The sequence below is a fragment of the Candidatus Pedobacter colombiensis genome (genome assembly GCA_029202485.1).
In the GTDB taxonomy this organism is placed as follows: Bacteria; Bacteroidota; Bacteroidia; order Sphingobacteriales; family Sphingobacteriaceae; genus Pedobacter; species Pedobacter colombiensis.
Genome location: CP119313.1, coordinates 1,908,410 through 1,931,103, shown reverse-complemented (window position 1 = coordinate 1,931,103; position 22,694 = coordinate 1,908,410). Strand labels below are relative to the sequence as shown.

The window sequence follows — 22,694 nt, the reverse complement described above, 5'->3', positions numbered from 1 at the left end:
TTTTATGATTTGTATCAGGTGCAAAAGTAAAGTATTTTACAGACTTAACCCACATCTTGTTTAACCTCATTCAAAACCATAGTCAATGCAGCTATGGCAGAACGCTCAATATTTTGTATCCTGCGGTTACTAAAATTAAATAACCTTGCAATTACATGGCGACTATTTGCCACTGCAACCCACACAGTACCAACAGGTTTATCGGCAGTACCACCGTCAGGTCCGGCAATTCCACTCACAGCAACAGCATAATCGGTTTTAAAATTAATTCTCGCACCGTAGGCCATTTCTTTTACAGTTTGTTCACTTACGGCACCGTAAGCCTCCAATGTTTCTGCTTTAACCCCTAAAACAGACATTTTAAGTGCATTAGAATAAGTTACAGCCCCTCCTGCAAATACCGCCGAACATCCTGGATGCTGTGTAATCAGATGCGATATATAACCACCTGTACAGCTCTCGGCAGTAGATAAAGTCAGTTTATGCTGCTCCATGATATCCAATATGGCTTTTTCCAGCGTAATATCTTTGTCAACAACTACATATTTTTTCACCTTACTGATGATCTGCTGCGCATAAGTTTCGACCTCTGTTTTTAGCAATTTCTCATCATCACCGGTACCACTTAACCTTAATCTGATTTGCCCTAGTTTCGGTAAATAGGCCAATTTAATATATGGTGGCAAGCTATTTTCTATTTCTTCCAGCTCTACCGCCAAAAAAGACTCTCCAATATTAGCAGTTAGTATAGTTCTATGAATGATTGCAGGTAGCTTAAATGCTTTCTTTAACCTTGGAAGAATCTCTTCCTCCATCAGGTACATCATTTCGAAAGGAACACCCGGCATAGAAACAAATATTTTGCCACGCTCCTCAAACCACATACAGGGTGCAGTACCATTTTTGTTTTTGATTACTGTACACCCATCAGGCACATCAGCCTGTTTACGATTAGACTCGATCATTGGCTTTTTAAAACGGGTAAAAATATCTGTCACATGCTCCAATGTTTCCTGATCCCGTCTAAAGCCCATGTTAAAATACCTGGCTAGTGTTATTTTAGTAATATCATCCTTAGTGGGACCTAAACCGCCGGTAATCAGAATAATATCTGCTCTTTTTTCTGCAAGCTGCAATGCTTCAATAATATGATTTGCATCGTCAGAAACGGAGCTGACCTGTTTAACTTTTATACCAATCAGATTTAGTTGCTCAGCCATCCAGGCTGAATTCGTATCTACAATCTGACCAATCAGTATTTCATCACCAATGGTTATAATTTCTGCTAGCATAAAAAAATAAGTTTAGAATCTGGTGTAGTATCCTTTTCTCTTGCTCAGTTTCAAATCCTGAAGGATCGAAGCCTTAACCTTAATATCAACTGAATAACTCTGGTAAAAACCAAATGGCACCCAGTTAAAGCTCATGTCCCAGCAATGCAAGTCCCTATAAATTGCGAAATTCGTTTGGGAAATTGTTTTATTCTTGAAATCCCAGCCCGAGCTAAAAGTGACTTTCCATTTAGGAGTGATATTCGCATCACCATTAAAGTTTAATGTATTGGTTACCGTGGGGAGTAGCCCAACATCAGTAGTACTATAGTTAAAGTTGTAAGAAAATGCAAAGTTCCATGGAATATTAAAATCAACAAAGGCATTTGGATCACGGCTAACTTTAGCCAATGCTTCAGCTTGTTCAGGTGTTAGTCCACCGGCATTCTTTTGTTCCTTTATCTTATCTTGAGTAGCATTTTTACGCTTAAGGGCTTCCGGATTCAGACTATAGCTAAAAGAGAAACCGAAATTGGTTAAACGAGGAAATTGACCACGTGTCCAGGTATATTTATCAATAAGCCTTCTGATTGGCAAATTAGTATTAGAATCAATCACATTTTCATATAAATATGGGTTCAACGTACCGTAATAGTTAATTCCAAGTTTATCGGTAAACTGTGAACGGCCACTAAAACCTAAAGTCGATAGCTTAAAATTTTCAGCCAGCAAGTTGTAGCTTCCACTTATTCCTAACCCTTGTATAATTGGAATTTTCTTTTCTCCTGTTCCTGTTGTATCTTTTGGAGTTAAAACCTTTGCTTCTACCGTATTGTCGATTGAAAAACCTATAGTGGCGCTACTCCCCAAACCAGGACCTCCAAAATAAGAACCTTCGTGAATTGAATACTTAACCTGTTCTGGTTGTCCTTTAAAATTAGTGAAGTATACAGGAGATCCATCCTGGTAATAGGCATACTTATAGTTTCCCTGGCTTATGGCAGAAAAATCAGGTGTATAACCAAAGTTAATACTTGGCGTCATCACATGACGTAAGGCTTTAAAATTACCTAAGTTCTTAAACTGAGCTGTTGAATATACTTTCGTAGATAATCCACCATTAATGGAATATTGACCCGACCTGTTAAAACCAGGTATAGTATCAATAAAAATGGCATCAGCTGCATTTGGCACCTTAGCATAAGTCTTTCTGATTGATTGAAAATGCCATCTTTCCAGGTAACTTATCCCAGCATTAAAGTTAAAATACTGTAACACATTAAAAGACATACTAATAGGGATATTGTGTTGAAACCCATTTCTGAACTGACTTAAGCTTCCTTTTTTAAATAACAAGGAATCTATAGTATTGATCTGATTGGTTGCCTGCATATTATATCCTACCGATATCTTTTGATACCACTTTTGTTCACCCACGCGGTCCTTTGAATCAAATGGATTAAATGTAGGGACCGACAACGTAATATCAGGTAATGTTAAGCTTATCGTCTTAGCTTGCGTTTCCTGGGAGTGACGAAATGCACCCGAAAAATTTATTCCTTTTCCAAAAATCTTGCTATAGGAAATACTGGATGACAAAGTATTATTTGCAGTTTGATAAGGATTATAAGTATTTCCCCCTGCAGTTTGCCTATCATAGCTGGATGTACCTGCATTTACACTTGCCGAAAAAGTTGTTCCTGGCTTTGCATTCGGGTTTTGCGAATGGCTCCAATTGATCCTAAAATCCTTACTTGTGTTATAGTCCGCCGTCCCCTTAGTACCATACTGATTAAAAGCATAATTCAGATCCACATTTCCATTAAACTTATATCTTTTGGTGTAAGTTGAAGCACCTCTCACACTAAATGATCCGTAGGAATATATTGTACCCGTTAGCTTTGCATCCCAATAATCACTTAAACCAATATAATAGCCCCCATCCTGTAAGAAAAAGCCCCTCGAAAAATCCTCACCTGGAGTTGGTAAAATAACTCCTGAGCTCTTCTTATTGGGCTTGGGAAAAAATGCAAAGGGCAAACCAAGCGGCAAGGGAACATCTTCAATTTCCAGATAAAGTGGCCCTGCTATAATCTGATTCTCCGTGACAATAGCTTTGGTAAAGTGTATCCCAAAATGGGGATGCGGCAAATTACAGGTACTGAAAGTCTGACCCTTACTATGTATCTCATCATCAGGCTGCTTTTTAGCCTTTCCACCCGTAAAAAAGCCTCCTTCCTGCTCGGTGTACACCCCGAATATATTACCTGCCTTAGTGATTGTATTGAATCTTAACGAATCGGCCATAGAAGTCCCCTGTCCTTCCATTTTAAAAATTGGCCGCCCAACATACTTACCTTTCTCATTTACAGTCCCCCTGGCATAAATAATATTGGTTTTATTATTATAACTGATATAATCGGCATCCAACTCCAGTCCCTGATAAATAACCCTGGCTTTACCATATAAATAAACAATACTACTGTCTTTATTAAAAGTAACAGAATCTTTGGCTGCGTATTGGATTTTTTCGGAAGCCGTTGTATCCTTTGGATTGCTCTTCACATTTCCCTTGATAAGGGGATTATTCTTTGTCGTATCCTTCTTGGTTGTATCTGTTTGCTTTACAACCTGGAAGGGCGAAAAAGAAGTAAATGCTAGCGCATAGTTACTAACAGAAGTTAATAAAACAATCGTTTTTAATAAAATGATGTAGCGTAAAAGTTTCAAATTCGTGTGTGAATGTTATTTTTGCATTAATGTTTAATCCAAAACGTTCAAAATTAATGAAAAATATACCATTGCTTAGACCAAATGTAATTTTGATTATATTTATTTCTATTATTCTCATCATCACATCTGGTAACCAGGCATTTACGCAAGAATATAAAATAAAAACTATAGTTATAGACGCCGGACACGGAGGCCGTGATGGTTCAACCCATGGTTTATATTCAACAGAAAAAGATGTAGCCTTAAAAACAGCATTGCACCTAGGTGCAGCTATAGAGGCCAATATGAAGGATGTAAAAGTGATTTATACCCGAACTACAGATGTATTTATCCCGCTTTATGAACGGATTGCTATAGCCAATAATGCCAAAGCAGATCTGTTTATTTCTATTCATTGTAATGATATGCCTGTATATCGAACAACTGTAGTTACCGGTTACAAAAAGGGCAAGCACGGCAAAAAAATCCCTATTACCGAAACTGTATCCCGCAAAAGTACCTCTACCAAAGGCGTAGAAACCTTTGTGTCGGGTATGGGAAGGTTAAATGAGCAGGACGAAGTGATCAAGAGAGAGAATGCCGCCATCTTTTTAGAGGACAATTACAAAGAAAACTACGAGGGTTTTGACCCCAACAACCCGGAAAATTATATTATTCTATCTTTGATGAAGAATACTTTCAGGACGCAAAGTTTAAAACTTGCCAAATTGGTTCAGGATCAATATGTTCGTGTAGGTCGCGTAGACCGCGGTGTTCAGGAAAAAAGCCTTGCGGTACTGGCCAGAGCCGGAATGCCTGCGATTTTAACTGAAATTGGCTTTATCAGTAATCCTGATGAAGAAAATTATATGAATTCTGAAGCCGGACAAAAAGAAATTACCGAGTGCTTATTAAAAGCAATTGAAAATTATAGAAAAGGTATCGAAGGGTAATTACTGATTAAATAGCAAAGAATAAAGATTAAAAGATAAAGAGAGATGAGATTAAAAAAAATTGTATTCCTATTAGCCATTCCATTATTCATAAGTGTACAAACTGCTTTTTCTCAGGGATATAAAGTTAAAACAATTGTTATTGATGCAGGGCATGGCGGCCCTAAATCCGGTGCTGCCGGAAGTTACTCACTAGAAAAGAATGTTGCTTTAAAGGTAGCCTTAAAACTAGGCAGGAAGTTTGAAGAAGAAATGCCTGATGTAAAAGTCCTTTATACCAGAAAAACAGATATTGATGTCGAATTTCATAAAAGAGCAGCATTAGCAAACGACAATAAAGCAGATATCTTTATTTCTATTCATTGTAATTCTATGCCCGACAGAAGAGTTATAACCAGTTATACAGAAACTAAAAATGGAAAAAAAATAGCCCAATACGGTTCAGTGAAAAATACTTCTACAAGTGGAACTGAAACATTTGTTGCCGGGTCACACCGCTTAGATGAGCAAGATGCGGCAATCAGAGAGAACGCGGATATCAAGCTCGAAAAAAACTACAAGCAAAATTATGATGGATACGACCCTAATGATCCCGAAACATTTATTATACTATCTTTGTTCAAAAATACATTTAGAGATAAAAGCCTGAAGTTAGCCCGATTAATTCAAAATGCCTATACAAACGATAGCAAAAGGGTAAACAGAGGTGTAAAAGAACAAGGCTTGCTAATCCTGCAAAGATGTGGGATGCCCGCAGTTTTAACGGAAATTGGATTTATCTCTAACCCCACTGAAGAAGATTACATGAATTCGTCTGATGGACAAGACGAAATTGTGAATTCCATTTATAAGGCTGTAAAAACATATAAAAAAGAAACTGAGATAAATTAAGAAACAAATACCCATACTGAATGAAGATCGCAAACGAAACTAAAGTAGGCATATTGGCAGCCTTTTCTATCGCCTTATTAATCATAGGTTATAATTTCTTAAAAGGTAATGCCATATTTTCGGATGAGACAGTCCTTTATGCCAAGTATCCCCGCGTTGATGGACTGGGTGTATCTAAGCCGGTTTTAATCAATGGTTTTCAGATTGGCCGTGTAGATAAGCTGCAATTGCAATCAGATGGATCCATTTTGGCTACATTAAAAATCAAGGGAAAGTACGAAATTCCAAAAAATAGTATTGCGAGATTGGAAGGAACAGATCTTTTAGGTAGTAAAGCTATCGTTCTGACTTTAGGCACAGGCACAGATTATGCGCAGGATGGTGATTTTCTAAATGCCAATGTTGCAAAAGGATTACTTGAAACCGTTCAGCCGGTTCAGAAAAAAACCGAGCTGATCATTGCAAAAATGGACTCGATATTGACCAGTGTAAACACTATTTTAAATCCTAATTTCCAGAAAAATGTAGACAAGAGCTTTAACAGCATTGCTGCTACCCTGTCCTCTTTAGAAAGTACTTCTAAAAAAGTAGACAATCTGGTAGGTTCTGAGAGTTCAAGAATCTCGGCAATCTTAGCCAATGCAGAGTCCATTTCAACGAACTTTAAAAAGAACAATGAAAAGATCAATAGTATTTTAGATAACATTCATACCATTTCAGATCAGGTAGCTGCCGCCAACTTTAAACAAACAATAGAGAATGCAAATAAAGCCGTAGCTGATTTACAAGGAATAGTAGGTAAAATTAATAGTGGACAAGGTACTTTAGGACTACTGGTTAATGATAAAAAAATGTATGAAAACTTAACCAATGCCTCAAAAAATCTGGATAGTTTAATGATAGATCTAAAACAACATCCTAAACGTTATGTTCACTTCTCGATATTTGGCAAAAAAGATAAATAAGCTTAATACCTCGATATAAACAAAAAAGCTTCAGCAAATGCTGAAGCTTTTTTGTTTATATCGAGTATGTATTTCCTTCTATAGCTAGTTCTGTATTTTCAAACACCGACCGCGCTTCTTCCAGTAAAGGTTGCAGCGTCTTATAGCGAGATGAAAAATGACCAATGAGCAATTTAACCGCCCCCGTATCTTTAGCAACCTGAGCAGCCTGTAATGCAGTGGTATGATGGGTTTGATTAGCCCTATCAATCATTTCATGTAAGAAGGTAGCTTCATGATACAATGTATCACAACCTTTTATAGTTTCAAAATAGCTTTCATCAAACAAGGTATCTGAACAGTAGCAATACTTTTTCGGACGCTCAGAGTCTGTAGTATATTCAACGTTCAATAAAACCCGGCCATCAGGTAAATCCAGATCTACCCCTCTTTTTAGCATTGGGTAATATTCGATTGGAATTTGTTCAGCTTCCAGTTTTTCCACGATCAGCTTGCGTAATCTTTTCTTTTGTACAAAAGAAAAGCCTGTACATGGAATTCTATGATTTAAAATAATAGTTTCGACTGTCAGATCTGCATTTTCGAAAATCTGCCTCGGTTCATCAGCCTGTACGGCTACAAATTCAATTGGGTATCTGATTACCGTTTCTGAGTGTTCAAATTGCAAAGCCAGGATATCTGCCAATGCAGCAGGAGCAAATATCACCATTGGCTTAATACGCCCGTTTAAATGCAGACTGGAAAGCAGCCCGATTAATCCGAAGTAATGATCACCATGTAAATGGCTGATAAAAATAAAATCAATTTTATTTGCTTTAAACCCATACCTGATAAGTTGTTGTTGGGTTCCTTCACCGCAATCTATCAAATAGAACTTTTCATTGCAGTTTAAAAGCTGAGCCGTAGGATTCCTATTGTATACAGGGGTAGCAGAACTACTGCCTAAAATAGTAACCTCAAACTTCATTAACCTTTATCTACGCTCCCCAACAGTTCTTTCTCTATTTCTTCCATAAAGATCAGGTCGGTAGCCTCATCAACTTTGGCAACTATAGTTAAGGATTGGTTAAGATTTGACATCTCTAAAATCTTTGCTACAACGTTATTCACACCTGTAACAACAAACAAGCCATTTGCCTTTTTACAAAGTCTGTCTCCAAAAAGTAAGCTGCTCAGATCCTGAGAATCATCACACTGTTTTACGGCTGATAGATCTAATACGATATTACAATATCCCTCTGTGTTCAATAAAATGAACTCAGATTTCAACTTCGGTGTATTGTCGTTTGTTAACTTCGATTCGTTGAGTTTTAAAACAACATACTTTTCATGCTTATCTACTGAAAATTTCATGCTATTGATTATTTAGTCTGATACGAAAGTAATTAATTTTATCTGTATATAAATGCCTATTTAAAACTTATCATTAAATTAAACAGGCATTTACAACAATTGTGTAATACTGTACAATGCAATAATAGCATTTTTAATGATTAAAGGCTATTTAAAAAGTCATTCACATTCTTTTCAATACGCGCTACGACATCAGATTGTTCATTTTTAATGAACTGATCGCCCGTAATTTGCTCGTAAAGTTCAATATAACGATCCGATATAGAGTTTACAATCTCAGGTGTCATTACTGGCACTGTTTGGCCATCTTTCCCTTGAAAACCATTCTCTATTAACCATTTGCGAACAAACTCTTTAGACAGTTGCTTCTGAGGCTCTACCTTATCCTGACGCTCGGCATAACCTTCTGCGTAAAAATAACGTGAAGAGTCCGGTGTATGGATCTCATCAATCAGAAATATCTCTTCACCAGCTTTACCAAACTCATATTTGGTGTCTACCAGGATCAATCCCCTATCTGCAGCCATTTGCGTACCACGCTCATACAAAGCGTAAGTATATTTTTCAAGCTGTACATAATCAGTTTCAGAAACAATGCCCTTCGCTAAAATATCTGCTCTCGATATATCTTCGTCGTGACCAACAGCCGCTTTGGTAGTTGGTGTAATGATCGGTTTTGGAAGCTTGTCATTTTCTTTCAATCCTTCAGGTAAAGCAACCCCGCAAACGCTGCGTCGACCAGCACTGTACTCTCTCCATGCATGTCCTGCCAGGTATCCCCGAACCACCATTTCAACTTTAAAAGGCTCGCAAATACGACCTACAGTTACCATTTCATCCGGCACACCAATTACCCAGTTAGGCACGATATCTTTTGTAGCATTTAAAAACTTAGCCGCAATCTGATTTAATACTTGTCCTTTAAAAGGTATTGCTTCAGGTAAAACCACATCAAATGCTGATATCCTATCTGTAACCACCATCGCCATAAACCGGTTATCGATGGTATACACGTCGCGCACTTTACCCTTATAAAAATTGGTCTGCTTCGGAAAGCTAAAATTTGTTTCTTTTATTGCTGTCATTGTAATCCTTACTCTTTAATCTTTGCTCTTTGATCCTTAATCCTTGCTCTTTACTGTATATCGCCGTAGGCTTTTAATATTCTTTTCACCAGCTTGTGTCTTACCACGTCATCACCATTCAGGTAAATGATATCAATGCCTGGTATATCATCAAGGATACGCAAGGCATTGTGTAGCCCTGACATCGTTTTCTTCGGTAAATCTATCTGCGTAACATCACCCGTTACAATAAATTTTGCAGATGGCCCCATACGTGTCAAAAACATTTTCAATTGCAAGTCCGTCGAATTCTGAGCCTCATCTAAAATCACAAAACAATTGTCCAATGTCCTTCCACGCATAAATGCCAATGGAGCAATCTCAATTGTTCTATTTTCTATATAAGTTTTCAATTTCTCTGCAGGGATCATATCATCCAATGCATCATATAATGGGCGAAGATATGGATCAACCTTTTCCTTTAAATCTCCGGGAAGGAAACCTAAATTTTCTCCCGCTTCAACAGCAGGACGAGTTAATATAATCCGTTTAATTTCTTTATTCTTCAGTGCTCTAACCGCTAAAGCAACAGCGGTATACGTCTTTCCCGTTCCGGCCGGACCAATCGCAAAAAGCACATCATTCTTTCCAATGCTTTCCACCATCTTGCGTTGATTGGCAGTCCTGGCTTTTACCATTAGACCATTCGTACCAAAAACGATCACCTCACCACCACCTCCACCACCGGCAGGTTTTTCAGCTCCAGGTTCAGCAGTTGCTGACGTTTTTTTTGATACCAAAATTGACTCCACATCGCTTGTACTTAAAGCGCTGTATTTCTCCAGATGTTCAAGCAACTGGTTATATTTTTTCTCAAACCCCTTAAGTTCCTGATCATCACCCAGTACCTTTACTTCATTTCCTCTTGCTACAAGTTTTAATTTGGGAAAAGCATTTTTTATAAGTTCATAATGCTCGTTATTCGTGCCCCAAAACTGTGCCGGATCTACCGATTCTAATGTTAATTTCAGTTCGTTCAAAATATTGTTTTTTAGATAGGAGTGTATATTTTGATATAAAAGTTGAATATTTGTACGCGATTTGCCGCTTACGCAAGATTAAGAATAAATATTCAATTTTTAATGGCCATTATTACTTTAACAACAGATTTAGGTTCAAAAGATTTCTATCAGGCTGCCCTTAAGGGAAGTATATTGAGTATCTTGCCTACTGCTACAATTGTTGATGTAACACATGAAGTGCCATCCTTTAATATTTCGCATGCAGCTTTTGTTTTAAAGAACGTTTATCCCTACTTCCCAAAAGGTACAGTTCACCTGATTGGGATCGATTCTGTGTTTAGTCAGCATACCAAATACATTGCTTTAAAACATAAAGATCATTTTTTTGTAGGTGCCGATAATGGTATTTTTTCTTTGCTATTTGAGGAAAAGCCCGATGAAATTGTGGAACTAAACATTATGCAGGACTTAAAATACCTGCACTTCCCACTTGTCGATATTTTTGTTAAAGCAGCTACCCAATTGGCAAAAGGAGCCAAACTACAAGATATCGGTGTTGCTACCGACAGCATAGAAGAAAGAATGTTACTCAATCCCGTTATCGAACGTGATATCATCAGGGGTAGTGTAATTTACATCGATACATTTAGCAATGTGATCACCAACATTACTAAAGAGTTGTTTACTAAAATTCAAAAGAACAGAGATTTCACCCTTTACTTCCGAAAAAGTGAAACCATTAACCAGCTAAGCTGGCATTACAATGAAGTTCCTGAAGGAGAAAAACTATGCTTGTTTGGTATTAGTAACCATCTCGAAATTGCCATTAATAAAGGCAAAGCTAGTGGCTTACTCGGCCTGCATCTCAATGACATCATCAGGGTCGAATTTCACGCTTAAACTAGTTGAAATAGCTGGTCAGCAAGCCCACCAAAAACTTAGGCTCCACCCAGGTTGATTTTGGCGGCATTACTCCTCCTGCATCGGCTACGGCGATCACTTGTGCAACAGAAGTAGGATACAATACAAAAGCTACCGCAAACAAGCTGTTATCTACCTTGGTTTGCAATTCTGCTATAGGGGTCCTTCCCCCCTCAAAAGTAATCCGCGCATCCGTTCTCGGGTCATTGATTTTTAAAATGGGTCCAAGTATAAGATTTTGCAAAATGCTGACATCAAGTACCTCAACAGGATCTTTTTCATCAAACATTCCGGGCTTTGGACTAAGTACATACCACTGATGATCAAAGTACATACTAATTTTATGTAAAGTATCAGGTTTCACCGGTACAGCTGATTTTTCAACAATAAATGAACTGTTCAAGGCCGAGATAAACTCAGCTGCACTTAAAGTTCCGATATCCCGTACCAACCGATTAAACTCCAGCACCTTTACCTCATTGGTATTCATGTAAACCGTACTGAAATAATTATAAGCTTCAGTGCCATTGTGCTTAGCTGCATTAAGCATTTTCTTTTGCAGGCCCATCTTTGCCATAGATGCAGCACGATGATGCCCATCTGCAATATAAACAGCAGGCATCCGGGCAAATGCGGCTACAAGAGCGGTCAGATCTTCCTCATCAGAAATGGCCCAGATTTTATGTTCAGTGCCATCCGCGAAAGTAAAATTAAGATTAGGGTTTAACTGTAAATATTGCTTCGTTATCCTATCAATAACTGCATCCGGATGATAAGTAACCAATACAGGATTGGCATCCAAACCTGTTTGCTGGAGATAATCGGCCAGTAGTTTTTCCCTGCGCTCAACCGTAGATTCGTGTTTTTTTATCCTGCCCTCCAGGTAATCATCAATATGGGTGAGCGTCCAGATTCCTGTCTGAACCAAACCATTGTGTTTTACCTGGTAAACATAAATGGAAGGGGTATCTTGTTGAACCAAATATTTTTGCTCTATAAAGCCTTCTAAGTTCTCACTAATCTTTTTAAAGATGAGTTCCTGCCTTGTGCCGCGCAAGTATGGATTATCCAGTTCCGGATCAATCAAATGAAGAAAACTACAAGCATTTTCGGAAGCAATTAATCTGGCTTCACCCGTACTGTAATTTTCAAGCGGACGCGTCACAACCAACGATTGTAAAGACACTGCGGGCATAAATGCGCAGAAAGGTTTAATACAGGGCATATTTGGTTTTAAACAACAAAAGGGCACCCAATTTATTCATCGGGTACCCTTCTTTAAACTTTACTTATTTATTAAAGTGCTCAATAATTAACGAAGCCAGTTCAGTACCTATACGTTCCTGAGCTTCATTGGTTGCAGCACCAATATGAGGCGTTAATGATATTTTTGCATGCTGTAAAATTGCGGCATCCGGAGTAGGTTCGTTATCAAACACGTCCAACCCAGCAAAAGCAAGTTTACCACTGTCCAAAGCAGCAATTAAAGCAGCCTCGTCAATAGTACCACCTCTGGAACAGTTTACCACACCAACACCTTGTTTCATCTTAGCAAACTCTTCAGCACCTAAAATAGGTTTATCTGCAAAAGGAGTATGTAAGCTAATGAAATCACTGTTTGCAATCACTTCATCCAACGATACTGTTTTGAAAGGAATCTCAACAGAAACACCGCCTTGGAAAGTTAAAGGTAAAGTACCTTCAGCAGGGTAAAGATCATAGGCCAATACATTCATCCCTAATCTAAGAGCTACTTTAGCAGTTTCACGACCAATACGACCGAAACCAATAATACCCATAGTTTTACCTTGTAGTTCAACACCACCAGCATATGCTTTTTTCAAAGCATTGAATTTAGTAGCACCTTCAACAGGCATTTTTCTGTTGGAATCCTGTAAAAAACGGATACCGGTAAACAAGTGTGCAAAAACAAGTTCAGCTACTGATAATGAAGAAGCAGCAGGTGTATTTACTACAGCAATACCTTTACTACGGGCATATTCTACGTCAATGTTATCCATTCCTACTCCACCTCTACCAATCAGTTTTAAGTTGGGTACCTGGTCTATCAAATCCTTACGTAATTTGGTCGCACTTCTAACGGTAATACCATCATAGTTCTTTAAAGCTTCAACCAATTGATCCTGAGGAACAGTTTCGGTATCCACCACAAAACCGGCTTCTTCTAATATTTTTTTACCGATAGGATCAATCCCATCGTTTGCAAGTATTTTAATCATTAATTTATTTTATTTGTGGTTCTCTGCAAAAATCTGCATTAATTCTATTAGGGCATGAACGCTAGTAATTGGCAATGCGTTGTACATTGATGCTCTAAAACCGCCAACGCTTCTGTGTCCTTTTATACCTTCAATACCATTCTCTTCAGCAAATTTCAAGAAAGGTTTTTCCAGTTCAGGGTTTTCCATTACAAAGCAAACATTCATTCTTGAACGGTCTTCAACTGCACAGGTACCTTTAAATAAAGGATTTCTGTCAATCTCTGCATATAAAGCATTTGCTTTTGCGATATTCTCCTTTTCAATTTCCGCAACACCCCCTTTAGATTTTAACCACCTAAGGTTCAACATCGCCACATAGATAGAAAATACCGGTGGTGTGTTGTACATAGATCCTCCATCAATATGAACTTTATAATCCAGCATTGAAGGAATTCCTCTACCTGTTTTACCTAAAATCTCATCTTTAACAATAACAATAGTTAAACCAGCCGGGCCAATGTTTTTTTGTGCACCTGCATAGATCAGATCATATTTCGAAACATCAATCACGCGGCTCATGATGTCAGATGACATATCACAAACTACAGGAACTTTAGTTTCAGGCAAATTGAACATTTCTGTTCCATAAATGGTATTGTTTGAAGTGCAATGAAAATAGGCACTGTCTTCAGGAATACTATAATCTTTTGGAATAAAGGTATAGTTCGCATCTTTTGAAGAAGCAACGATATTCGCTTTTCCGAAGAATTTTACTTCCTTAATGGCTTTATTAGCCCAAACACCTGTTTCCAGATAGCTTGCCGATTTACCTTCTGGTAGTAGGTTCATTGGTACCATGGCAAATTGTAAGCTAGCGCCTCCTTGTAGAAATAAAACGGAATAACCGGCTGGAACATTTAACAATTCTTTAACCAATTTTCCAGTTTCTTCAACAACACCTTCAAATTCTGATGTGCGATGAGAAATTTCTAGGATAGACAGGCCGTCTTTGAAATCTAAAACAGCCCTTGATGCTTGCTTGAATACTTCCTGAGGTAAAATACAGGGTCCTGCGCCGAAATTGTGTCTCATTTTTTATAGTAGTTTTATTGCTTGTAAATGTAACATTTTTAAGCCGTTTATCATTTCGATTTTTTAAACTTAACCACCAATTTCAGGTTAAGTCTCCTGCTTGTTAAGTAGTTAGGAACAGCATATTGTACGTTATCCATATCTCTCAACCATAAATAAGAAACCGTATTATTGATATTCAACAAATTAAATACTTCAACATATGCGGTAAACGAACTAAAATATTTATCTAAAAAGCTTGATTTTTTTACTGCGAAATCATCTAAAAAATCTTTTGAGAAACCAATATCTACCCGCTTGTAGGCTGGGATGTGAAAATCATCCGAATATCGCTGTATGAGCGGCGATCCAATAGGCAATTTAGATCCGTAAAGCAGACTTAAATGCACCTTATAAGTCGGACTATTCAATAAGCGGTCCTGAAAGTAAGCGGAGAAGTTTACCCGTTGGTCTGTAGGACGTTTCATAGAGCCGTAAGTATCATTCTTAATATCCTGACTAGCCTGCATTACCGAAAGTCTGAAATAGGATAGTAAGTCCTTCACAAATTCCCCTCCTATACCAAAATCAGCGCCATAAGTGTAACCATTTGCTTCTTCAGTAGCCAGGTATTTGATCCGTACATTATCGATCATATAAGGAATTAGCCTATCCAGATATTTAAAGTAAATTTCCGAGCTAAACTTTAAACGTGTACCAAGTCCATCAAATGCATAATCCAGTCCTGCAGAGGTATTGTAAGCACGCTGTGCTTTTTGATTTAAATTCAGTACCCCACTAAAATCTCTGATGCTTCTATAATCAGGAGCCTGCTGGTATACCCCGGCAGTAAAACGAAATATCTTATTGTTACTGGCAGGTCGGTAAGCCAGCAATAACCGCGGACTTAACAAAATCTCACTACTTAAATCGTTATAACTCCCTCTTAACCCCAACTGCAGATCTGTATTGGCCGATAAACGGTAGCTATCCTGTGCATATGCAGTATAATACCTGATGGTTAGCTTATTTTGTACATTAATGTTGTTATCCTGATAAAAATTCCGTGGCTGATTTGGTCCGGAACCGATCGACTCTGCCCAACTATACTCATTTAAATTATCATTGTAATTCTTCTGTTCAAACCTTATTCCCCACGAAAAAGTATGGCTTTTAAAGGTCTGATCTGCCTTTAACTCGGAGCTAAAATTCTGGGAAGTAAGCGCATTCATGGCCAAGTTGGTATAACCTCCTGTTCCCCAATGTCCGGCTTGGTTTCCGGCAACTAAACCTCCCTTATAAAAATCATAGGCCGCTTCCAGATCAATATGTTCTTTTTCATCAGTCTTGAAATAGCTGTTTATCCATTTCATTACATAATTTGGTTTGGGGATAAACCTTAAAGTTACTGCCCCTCCAGCAGTCTGATAATTATCTTTTTCATCACCGGAATAATCTACATTTAAACGCATAGTAGCATTTAAGGTACCAAACTCTGTGGTCCGACTTTCCGGGATCAGTTTAAATGTTCCACTGTTAAAATTACCCAATAAATTTAAGCTCAATTTATCAGATAAATCATAATTGTAGATCACCTGTGCATCTGTAAAATTTGGTGTATATACACCTTTACTATCCTGTTTACTTAATATCCCAGTGTTGTTCTTATACCTTATTCCAGCCAGCAGGTAACTATTTTTATTTACAATTTTTGAGCTAAAGGATACCCCAAGTAAACCGGCATTCAGAATGGCCGTGCTGCTATCAGGCCGATCATACCTTACATCCAATACAGAGGATAGCTTATCACCATACCTGGCCTCAAAACCACCAGCAGAAAACTTTGCTGAGCTCAACAGATCATTGTTTATGAAACTCAATCCTTCCTGCTGGGCATTTCTAACCAGAACCGGCCTGTTGATCTCTATATCATTCACATAGATTAGGTTCTCATCAAAATTACCTCCACGAACACTATATTGGGCACTCAGCTCATTATTGGGTGACACCCCTGGTAGCGTTTTCAGAATGCTCTCAAAATTCCCTGACACAGAAGGCAATGAGGTCACATCATTAATGTTTATGGTAATGCTATTGCTCAGCTGATTTTGTTTATTGGTAATGGTAACCTGCTCCAGCTCGTTTGGATTAATACCTAAGGTAACATTCTGCACAATCCGACCAGCCTTATCCTGTCTAACATTTACCAACACAGGATTGTAACCCAAAAGTGTGTATTTTAAGGTAAAGGTTTTACTTCTCGAATAGATATGATAAGCGCCATGAACATCAGTTACTGTGGATTGGCTTTGCCCTAATATAGTAACTGTCACCTGCTGCAAAGGATGTTTGGCTTCATCGACCACTAAACCCGATATTTTTATCAGCGGTTGCGCACTTAACTGCGTAACCCCTAGTAAAACAGCAAATAGCAACAGGCGGGCTCTGAGCATTAACTTTCTAGTATGCCGCCCTCAATTTGTTTCAATTCTGCAATCATTCGGGTTGGAGAATCCGCAGCAAAGATTGCATTTCCTGCTACCAGAACATTGGCCCCGGCTTGCAGCAACTGACTCGTATTATGAATACTGATGCCTCCGTCTACTTCTATCTTTAAATCCGGATTTACCTGGGCAGCCATCGACCTTAATTCAGCAATTTTACGAAGAGAATTGGGAATAAATTGCTGTCCACCAAAACCTGGGTTTACCGACATGATCAACACCATATCCAAATCTATTAATATGTCTTTAAGTAAAGCTACAGGGGTATGAGGATTTAATGCTACACTGGCTTTACAGCCCGCAGCATGAATCGCTTGCACTGTCCGGTGTAAATGTGTACATGCCTCATAGTGCACTGTAATTACAGCTGCACCTGCAGCAGCAAATCGTTCTATATACTGATCAGGATTAATGATCATCAAATGTACATCCAAAGGCTTCTTTGCATATTTTTTGATGGCTTCCATTACCGGAAATCCAAAAGAAATATTAGGCACAAATACCCCATCCATTACATCCACATGAAACCAATCAGCCTCACTTGAATTGATCATTTCAATATCACGCTGCAAGTTTGCAAAATCTGCTGAAAGTACGGAAGGAGCAATTAGATGTTTCATAATTTTCTAGGCCTTGTTTACGTTGTAAATATAAATAAATAACCCATGTAAATAAAAAACCCCGCAAATTGCGGGGTTTTAAGCATTTTATATTTTAAACCATGCTTAATTAAGCTGGTTTATTTTCTGCAGGTGCAGCTTCCGGTTTTGGAGGACGAGGCAATAATGCTTTTCTTGAAAGCTTCATCTTACCTTGTTTATCAATATCCAAAAGTTTAACCTGAACTTTATCGCCTTCTTTAAATACACCATCCATAGTCTCTAGACGCTCCCATGCAATCTCAGAGATGTGCAATAAACCATCTTTACCTGGCATGATTTCAACAAATGCACCGAAAGGCATGATTGATTTTACTTTACCATCATAAGTAGCACCTATTTCCGGTTTAGCAGCGATGGCGTTGATACGGCCAACAGCAGCATCAATTGCAGCTTTATTATCAGCAAAGATCTCAACAATACCTTTGTTACCAACCTCTTCGATAGAGATTGAAGCGCCGGTTTCACGTTGCATTTCCTGAATAATTTTACCACCTGGTCCAATTACGGCACCAATAAATTCTTTATCAATACTTAATGAAACGATACGTGGAGCATGATCTTTGTAATCCTCACGAGGTACAGAGATTGTTTTCTTCATCTCATTCAAGATGTGCAAACGAGCTTCTTTGGCTTGATTTAAAGCGTTAGTTAACACTTCCCATTTCAAACCATTGATTTTTAAGTCCATCTGACAAGCTACAATACCTTTTTCAGTACCAGTAACTTTAAAGTCCATATCTCCCAAGTGATCTTCATCACCTAAAATATCTGAAAGGATTGCATATTTACCAGATTTTTCATCAGTAATTAACCCCATTGCAATACCCGATACCGGAGCTTTGATTTTAATACCAGCGTCCATTAATGCTAAAGTACCAGCACAAACAGTTGCCATTGATGAAGAACCATTAGATTCTAAGATATCAGAAACGACACGAATGGTATATGGGTTTTCTTCCAATCCTGGCAATACTTTTTTCAATGAACGCATTGCTAAGTTACCGTGACCAATTTCACGACGACCAGCTCCTCTGTTCGGACGAACCTCGCCAGTAGAGAAACCAGGGAAATTATAGTGCAATAAGAATTTGTTGTATCCATTGATGAAAGCTCCATCAATCATTTGCTCATCATCTTTAGAACCTAGAGTAACCGTAGTTAATGATTGTGTTTCACCACGTGTAAATACAGCCGATCCGTGTGCAGCAGGTAAATAACCAACTTCACTCCAGATTGGACGTACTGTACGCACATCACGACCATCTAAACGAATTCCTTCGTCCAATACCAGATTACGGATAGCATCATACTGTACATCATGGAAATACTTTTTAGCCAGGAAGCTAGTTACCTCATCAACTTCTTCACCTAAAGTAAGTACGAATTCTGCTAAAATATTAGCAAATGCCTCACCACGCTCACCTTTGCTAGTATTGCTTTTTGCAACAGCATATACTTTATCGTAAGTAGCAGCAAATACCTGCTCTCTTAATTCAGGGTTACTGTTTTCATGAGAATAAGTACGTTTTACTGTTTTACCAACTAATTCAGCAAGTTCTTTCTGAGCCTGAACCTGAATAACGATAGCTTTGTGTGCAAATTCAATCGCTTCAACCATTTCAGTTTCAGAGATTTCATCGCATTCACCTTCCACCATTACGATATCTTTTTCAGTACCTGCAACAAGGAAATCCATTGTTGCACGCTCTAAATCGCTTACATAAGGGTTGATTACCAATTTACCATCAATTTTAGCTACACGTACTTCAGAGATAGGTCCGTTAAAAGGAATATCTGAAACCGCAAGAGCAGCAGAAGCCGCTAAACCAGCTAAACAATCAGGCATTATATTTTTATCAGAAGAGATCAAAGAGATCATTACTTGTGTATCTGAGTGATAATCTTCAGGGAACATCGGACGTAAAGCACGGTCAACCAAACGAGAAATTAAAACTTCATAATCTGATAATCTAGCCTCACGACGTAAGAAACCACCCGGGATACGCCCTGCAGCAGCATATTTCTCTTGATAATCTACCGATAAAGGTAAAAAATCTACCCCTGCTTTTGCACCAACTGTAGATACTACAGTGGCCAATAACATGGTATCACCCATTTTAACAACTACAGAACCATCAGCCTGTTTAGCTAATTTACCTGTTTCAATTTCAATTGTTCTTCCATCGCCCAGATCGAACGATTTTTTTATTACATTCATTTAATAATAGTTGTGGTGCATTTTCCTCTTTCGACGCACCTTGTTTATATATGTTTTTTACTTTTCAAAGTAAAAAAGCCATCCTGAAAGAATGGCTTTTTGTGATAAAAGCTAACTATTTAATGATATCCCTTAGACCTAAAGTCTTAATGATAGCACGATAGCGTGTAATATCTTTTTTAAATAGATAAGCCAAAATACCGCGGCGTTTACCTACTAATTTTTGTAGTGATAACTGAGTAGAGAAATCTTTACGATTTTTCTTTAAATGCTCTGTTAAGTGCGCAATACGATATGTAAATAACGCTACCTGACCTTCTGCAGAACCCGTGTTTGTTTCTACTTCGCCGTGTTTTTTGAAAATATCGGCTTTTACTTCTTTACTTAAATACATTCTTGAATGATACTAAAGTTGTGTATAAAATTAATTAATTGCTGCAAAGATACTGTATGTTTTAAAGATTAACAAGTATATATCATTACTGATCCAATGTCATCTTTTAATTATACTGGTAAGTACCAAACATAAGTAAATTCTAAATCATATTTTTGCTCCATCATAAAATTGTTCCATGGAAAAAAATCAATATAGCATATTCGAGAGTGAATTAAAAGTACGTCCGGATGATATAGACATGTTTAACCATGTGCACAATAGCAGATACTTTGATTATGTGCTAGCCGCCCGCTACGACCAAATGGCCGAATTTTATAAAATGCCAATGGAATCCTTTTTAAAAAGTGGTTTTGGTTGGGTAGTTCGTACTGCGCTGGTTGAATTTAAACGTCCCCTTGTTTTGGGTGATGTTATCCTTATCCGCACCGGAATTCTTACAATTAATGAAAAAGGCTGTCGTGTACAGTTTGAGATTCTGAACAAACGTACGGGTAAAGTGGCTTCTGATGGCTGGTTTGATTATGTAATGATCGATACTACAACAGGAAGAGGTTGCAAGGTGAATGAGGAAATGATTAAAGCCTATAGTATATAATCCTGTAAGGACTCCATTTTTTTATGCCACAAGAACAAACAGCTGCCATGGGCAAGCTATCTCAGATTTTCACTCTTTTAAAACAGGCACTTAAAGGCGAGGATCTCGACTTTACACAAGGGAACATACGCAAAGCAGTACTCCTACTGGCCATTCCAATGATGCTGGAAATGGCAATGGAGTCGGTTTTTGCATTGGTCGACCTCTACTTTGTTGGTCACTTACACAATAGCAGTCACGCCATACAAACCGTAGGTTTAACAGAATCTGTATTGACCATTATTTACTCACTGGCTATTGGCATGAGTATGGCTGCAACAGCAGTAGTAGCCCGCAGGGTTGGCGAAAAGAATCCTGAAGCTGCCGGAAAGGCAGGTATGCAAGCCATCTTTATCGCAGTAGCTTTCAATATCATTATTAGTGCAATAGGCTTAGTTTTCGCTACAGACATATTACTGCTGATGGGTGCTTCGGCAGAGACTGCCGTTCAGGGTACTCCTTTCATGCGTATCATGATGGGTGGAAGCGTAATTATCGTACTACTCTTCCTCATCAACGGGATATTCAGAGGAGCTGGAAATGCAGCCATAGCTATGAAAAGCTTATGGATAGCCAATATCGCCAATATCATCCTATGCCCTATTCTGATTAATGGAGTAGGACCAATACCTGCATTTGGCTTAACAGGTGCTGCAATGGCCACCTCTATGGGTCGTGGCATTGGTGTATGTTACCAATTGTACCATTTATTTAGTGGCAGGGGTGTTTTAAAAGTTAAGTTATCTTATTTAAAACCACATTTTGCGCAGATTAAGGCCTTACTAAAAATTGCTACCCCTGGTATTTTCCAATTTGTAATTGCTTCTTGCAGCTGGATATTTTTAGCACAACTTGTAGCCACCACCGGGGGCGACCATGGGTCGGCGGGTTATCAAACTGCCTTGAGGTTAATGATGTTCTTTATGCTTCCTGCCTGGGGCATGAGTAATGCCGCCGCTACACTGGTAGGACAAAATCTAGGCGCCAAACAGCTGCAAAGAGCAGAGCAATCTGTGATGAAAACAGCGAAATACATCGTTATTTACATGTTATCCGTGATGATATTCACTTTTATTGGCGGCCGGTTCTTTATTGCTTTCTTTACCAATGATGTATTGATTCAGGAAACGGCTATACAAGCGCTGCAAATCATGAGTGTGGGTTATATCTGCTACGGTATGGGAATGGTATTGATGAGTACCTTTAATGGCGCGGGCGACACCTGGACACCTACCTGGATTAACCTGTTTGGCTTCTGGATGTTCCAGATTCCCCTGGCTTATCTACTCGCAAAACATTTCGATTTAGGTCCTGTTGGCGTATTTATCGCCATCCCTGTAGCCGAAACAGCCATTGCTGTCGCGGCTTTCATCCTGTTTAGAAAAGGGAAATGGAAAACAGTTAAAGTTTAAGATTTTAATGCTTCAGGTTTAGGTTCATAGCCTAAACCTGGAGTTAACCAATGTAATAAGAAAATTCTTGAATATCTGTAATTAAATGGTGCAAATAGAAGCACTCCTAACGCAATAACACCTGCATAAACCCATAGATTTTCGTAAATCAGCGCAATTCCAAGGATATAAGTGGCTACACTTATGGTGATCATTTCGGCAACATTCATTGCATAGCTAATAAACATTGCTACATAAAAAAATCCGGGTTCACGCTCAAAGCGTAGGTTACAAACAGGACAATACTCATTTGTACCTTGTCCCTTAAAAGAATAGATCTTGCCTGAAAAAATAGCGCCCTCGCGACATCTTGGACATTTACATTCTACAACTGCCTGTAATTTTGAGATCGGTTTCATATCTATTATATTATGTTAGTACAA

20 protein-coding genes are annotated in these 22,694 nt (G+C 38.3%); 6 read left to right on the top strand and 14 right to left on the bottom strand.

Features of this window, described 5'->3' with window-relative positions; all coding sequences use genetic code 11:
* Positions 1–44: 44 nt before the first annotated feature.
* Together P0Y49_08130 and P0Y49_08125 are read right to left on the bottom strand one after the other, a co-directional pair.
* Entirely contained in the window at positions 45–1,292 is a 1,248-nt protein-coding gene (locus P0Y49_08130) for a competence/damage-inducible protein A (GenBank protein WEK21106.1), read from the bottom strand.
* Between the two features lie 12 nt (positions 1,293–1,304).
* Positions 1,305–4,001 (bottom strand): putative LPS assembly protein LptD, encoded by a 2,697-nt coding sequence (locus P0Y49_08125; GenBank protein ID WEK21105.1) that lies wholly within the window; start codon positions 3,999–4,001, stop codon positions 1,305–1,307.
* A gap of 29 nt (positions 4,002–4,030) precedes the next feature.
* Here P0Y49_08125 and P0Y49_08120 point away from each other — a divergent pair, with 29 nt between their 5' ends.
* From P0Y49_08120 to P0Y49_08110, 3 genes are read left to right on the top strand one after another with little or no spacing between them, the layout of a single operon-like run.
* Positions 4,031–4,936, top strand: a complete 906-nt coding sequence (locus tag P0Y49_08120; protein ID WEK21104.1) for an N-acetylmuramoyl-L-alanine amidase — start codon at positions 4,031–4,033, stop codon at positions 4,934–4,936.
* A gap of 45 nt (positions 4,937–4,981) precedes the next feature.
* A complete protein-coding gene (locus P0Y49_08115; GenBank protein WEK21103.1) occupies positions 4,982–5,827 on the top strand; it encodes an N-acetylmuramoyl-L-alanine amidase in 846 nt (281 codons plus the stop codon).
* A 20-nt stretch (positions 5,828–5,847) separates the two neighbouring features.
* Positions 5,848–6,792, top strand: a complete 945-nt coding sequence (locus tag P0Y49_08110) for an MlaD family protein (GenBank protein ID WEK21102.1) — start codon at positions 5,848–5,850, stop codon at positions 6,790–6,792.
* Between the two features lie 55 nt (positions 6,793–6,847).
* On the opposite strand, the gene P0Y49_08105 is transcribed toward P0Y49_08110, so the two are convergent.
* The 4 genes from P0Y49_08105 to P0Y49_08090 form a co-directional block, all read right to left on the bottom strand.
* A complete protein-coding gene (locus tag P0Y49_08105; GenBank protein WEK21101.1) occupies positions 6,848–7,759 on the bottom strand; it encodes a ribonuclease Z in 912 nt (303 codons plus the stop codon).
* On the bottom strand, positions 7,759–8,145 hold the full coding sequence (locus P0Y49_08100; GenBank protein WEK21100.1) for an STAS domain-containing protein: 387 nt from the start codon (positions 8,143–8,145) through the stop codon (positions 7,759–7,761). Before P0Y49_08100 ends, P0Y49_08105 begins: the two co-directional genes overlap by 1 nt.
* Positions 8,146–8,285: 140 nt before the next feature.
* The gene (locus tag P0Y49_08095) at positions 8,286–9,230 is read right to left on the bottom strand and encodes a phosphoribosylaminoimidazolesuccinocarboxamide synthase (GenBank protein ID WEK21099.1); all 945 of its coding nucleotides are present in this window, start codon (positions 9,228–9,230) and stop codon (positions 8,286–8,288) included.
* Positions 9,231–9,280: 50 nt separating this feature from the next.
* On the bottom strand, positions 9,281–10,249 hold the full coding sequence (locus P0Y49_08090) for a PhoH family protein (protein WEK21098.1): 969 nt from the start codon (positions 10,247–10,249) through the stop codon (positions 9,281–9,283).
* Positions 10,250–10,351: 102 nt separating this feature from the next.
* Here P0Y49_08090 and P0Y49_08085 point away from each other — a divergent pair, with 102 nt between their 5' ends.
* Complete coding sequence (locus P0Y49_08085; protein WEK21097.1) at positions 10,352–11,131, top strand: SAM-dependent chlorinase/fluorinase; 780 nt, start codon at positions 10,352–10,354, stop codon at positions 11,129–11,131.
* A gap of 1 nt (position 11,132) precedes the next feature.
* Here P0Y49_08085 and P0Y49_08080 read toward each other — a convergent pair whose 3' ends face one another.
* The 7 genes from P0Y49_08080 to rpsO all read right to left on the bottom strand — a co-directional run bounded on the left by P0Y49_08080 (position 11,133) and on the right by rpsO (position 20,223).
* A complete protein-coding gene (locus P0Y49_08080; GenBank protein WEK21096.1) occupies positions 11,133–12,377 on the bottom strand; it encodes a DUF1015 domain-containing protein in 1,245 nt (414 codons plus the stop codon).
* A 64-nt stretch (positions 12,378–12,441) separates the two neighbouring features.
* A complete protein-coding gene (locus P0Y49_08075; protein WEK21095.1) occupies positions 12,442–13,392 on the bottom strand; it encodes a D-2-hydroxyacid dehydrogenase in 951 nt (316 codons plus the stop codon).
* Positions 13,393–13,401: 9 nt separating this feature from the next.
* Positions 13,402–14,466, bottom strand: coding sequence for a 3-phosphoserine/phosphohydroxythreonine transaminase (serC, locus tag P0Y49_08070; GenBank protein ID WEK21094.1), 1,065 nt, complete (start codon positions 14,464–14,466; stop codon positions 13,402–13,404).
* A gap of 50 nt (positions 14,467–14,516) precedes the next feature.
* Complete coding sequence (locus tag P0Y49_08065; GenBank protein ID WEK21093.1) at positions 14,517–16,898, bottom strand: carboxypeptidase-like regulatory domain-containing protein; 2,382 nt, start codon at positions 16,896–16,898, stop codon at positions 14,517–14,519.
* A complete protein-coding gene (rpe, locus tag P0Y49_08060; GenBank protein ID WEK21092.1) occupies positions 16,898–17,569 on the bottom strand; it encodes a ribulose-phosphate 3-epimerase in 672 nt (223 codons plus the stop codon). The genes P0Y49_08065 and rpe overlap by 1 nt, the downstream gene beginning before the upstream one ends.
* A 109-nt stretch (positions 17,570–17,678) precedes the next feature.
* Complete coding sequence (pnp, locus tag P0Y49_08055; GenBank protein WEK21091.1) at positions 17,679–19,829, bottom strand: polyribonucleotide nucleotidyltransferase; 2,151 nt, start codon at positions 19,827–19,829, stop codon at positions 17,679–17,681.
* A gap of 115 nt (positions 19,830–19,944) precedes the next feature.
* Positions 19,945–20,223, bottom strand: a complete 279-nt coding sequence (gene rpsO / locus P0Y49_08050) for a 30S ribosomal protein S15 (GenBank protein ID WEK21090.1) — start codon at positions 20,221–20,223, stop codon at positions 19,945–19,947.
* Positions 20,224–20,401: 178 nt separating this feature from the next.
* Between rpsO and P0Y49_08045 the strand changes: the two genes are divergently transcribed.
* A complete protein-coding gene (locus P0Y49_08045; protein ID WEK21089.1) occupies positions 20,402–20,821 on the top strand; it encodes an acyl-CoA thioesterase in 420 nt (139 codons plus the stop codon).
* Positions 20,822–20,868: 47 nt separating this feature from the next.
* Entirely contained in the window at positions 20,869–22,272 is a 1,404-nt protein-coding gene (locus tag P0Y49_08040; protein WEK21088.1) for an MATE family efflux transporter, read from the top strand.
* Here P0Y49_08040 and P0Y49_08035 read toward each other — a convergent pair.
* Complete coding sequence (locus P0Y49_08035; protein ID WEK21087.1) at positions 22,269–22,670, bottom strand: DUF983 domain-containing protein; 402 nt, start codon at positions 22,668–22,670, stop codon at positions 22,269–22,271. The genes P0Y49_08040 and P0Y49_08035 overlap by 4 nt on opposite strands.
* Between the last annotated feature and the right edge of the window lie 24 nt (positions 22,671–22,694).

Excerpts from the sequence above, each read along its gene's own strand:
- P0Y49_08045 (WEK21089.1), top strand. The coding sequence starts at position 20,402 with ATGGAAAAAAATCAATATAGCATATTCGAGAGTGAATTAAAAGTACGT.
- P0Y49_08110 (WEK21102.1), top strand. The coding sequence starts at position 5,848 with ATGAAGATCGCAAACGAAACTAAAGTAGGCATATTGGCAGCCTTTTCT.
- P0Y49_08065 (WEK21093.1), bottom strand. The coding sequence starts at position 16,898 with ATGCTCAGAGCCCGCCTGTTGCTATTTGCTGTTTTACTAGGGGTTACG.
- pnp (WEK21091.1), bottom strand. The coding sequence starts at position 19,829 with ATGAATGTAATAAAAAAATCGTTCGATCTGGGCGATGGAAGAACAATT.
- P0Y49_08130 (WEK21106.1), bottom strand. The coding sequence starts at position 1,292 with ATGCTAGCAGAAATTATAACCATTGGTGATGAAATACTGATTGGTCAG.
- serC (WEK21094.1), bottom strand. The coding sequence starts at position 14,466 with ATGAGACACAATTTCGGCGCAGGACCCTGTATTTTACCTCAGGAAGTA.
- P0Y49_08040 (WEK21088.1), top strand. The coding sequence starts at position 20,869 with ATGGGCAAGCTATCTCAGATTTTCACTCTTTTAAAACAGGCACTTAAA.
- P0Y49_08080 (WEK21096.1), bottom strand. The coding sequence starts at position 12,377 with ATGCCCTGTATTAAACCTTTCTGCGCATTTATGCCCGCAGTGTCTTTA.
- P0Y49_08085 (WEK21097.1), top strand. The coding sequence starts at position 10,352 with ATGGCCATTATTACTTTAACAACAGATTTAGGTTCAAAAGATTTCTAT.
- P0Y49_08120 (WEK21104.1), top strand. The coding sequence starts at position 4,031 with ATGTTTAATCCAAAACGTTCAAAATTAATGAAAAATATACCATTGCTT.
- P0Y49_08035 (WEK21087.1), bottom strand. The coding sequence starts at position 22,670 with ATGAAACCGATCTCAAAATTACAGGCAGTTGTAGAATGTAAATGTCCA.
- P0Y49_08105 (WEK21101.1), bottom strand. The coding sequence starts at position 7,759 with ATGAAGTTTGAGGTTACTATTTTAGGCAGTAGTTCTGCTACCCCTGTA.
- rpsO (WEK21090.1), bottom strand. The coding sequence starts at position 20,223 with ATGTATTTAAGTAAAGAAGTAAAAGCCGATATTTTCAAAAAACACGGC.
- rpe (WEK21092.1), bottom strand. The coding sequence starts at position 17,569 with ATGAAACATCTAATTGCTCCTTCCGTACTTTCAGCAGATTTTGCAAAC.
- P0Y49_08115 (WEK21103.1), top strand. The coding sequence starts at position 4,982 with ATGAGATTAAAAAAAATTGTATTCCTATTAGCCATTCCATTATTCATA.
- P0Y49_08075 (WEK21095.1), bottom strand. The coding sequence starts at position 13,392 with ATGATTAAAATACTTGCAAACGATGGGATTGATCCTATCGGTAAAAAA.
- P0Y49_08095 (WEK21099.1), bottom strand. The coding sequence starts at position 9,230 with ATGACAGCAATAAAAGAAACAAATTTTAGCTTTCCGAAGCAGACCAAT.
- P0Y49_08100 (WEK21100.1), bottom strand. The coding sequence starts at position 8,145 with ATGAAATTTTCAGTAGATAAGCATGAAAAGTATGTTGTTTTAAAACTC.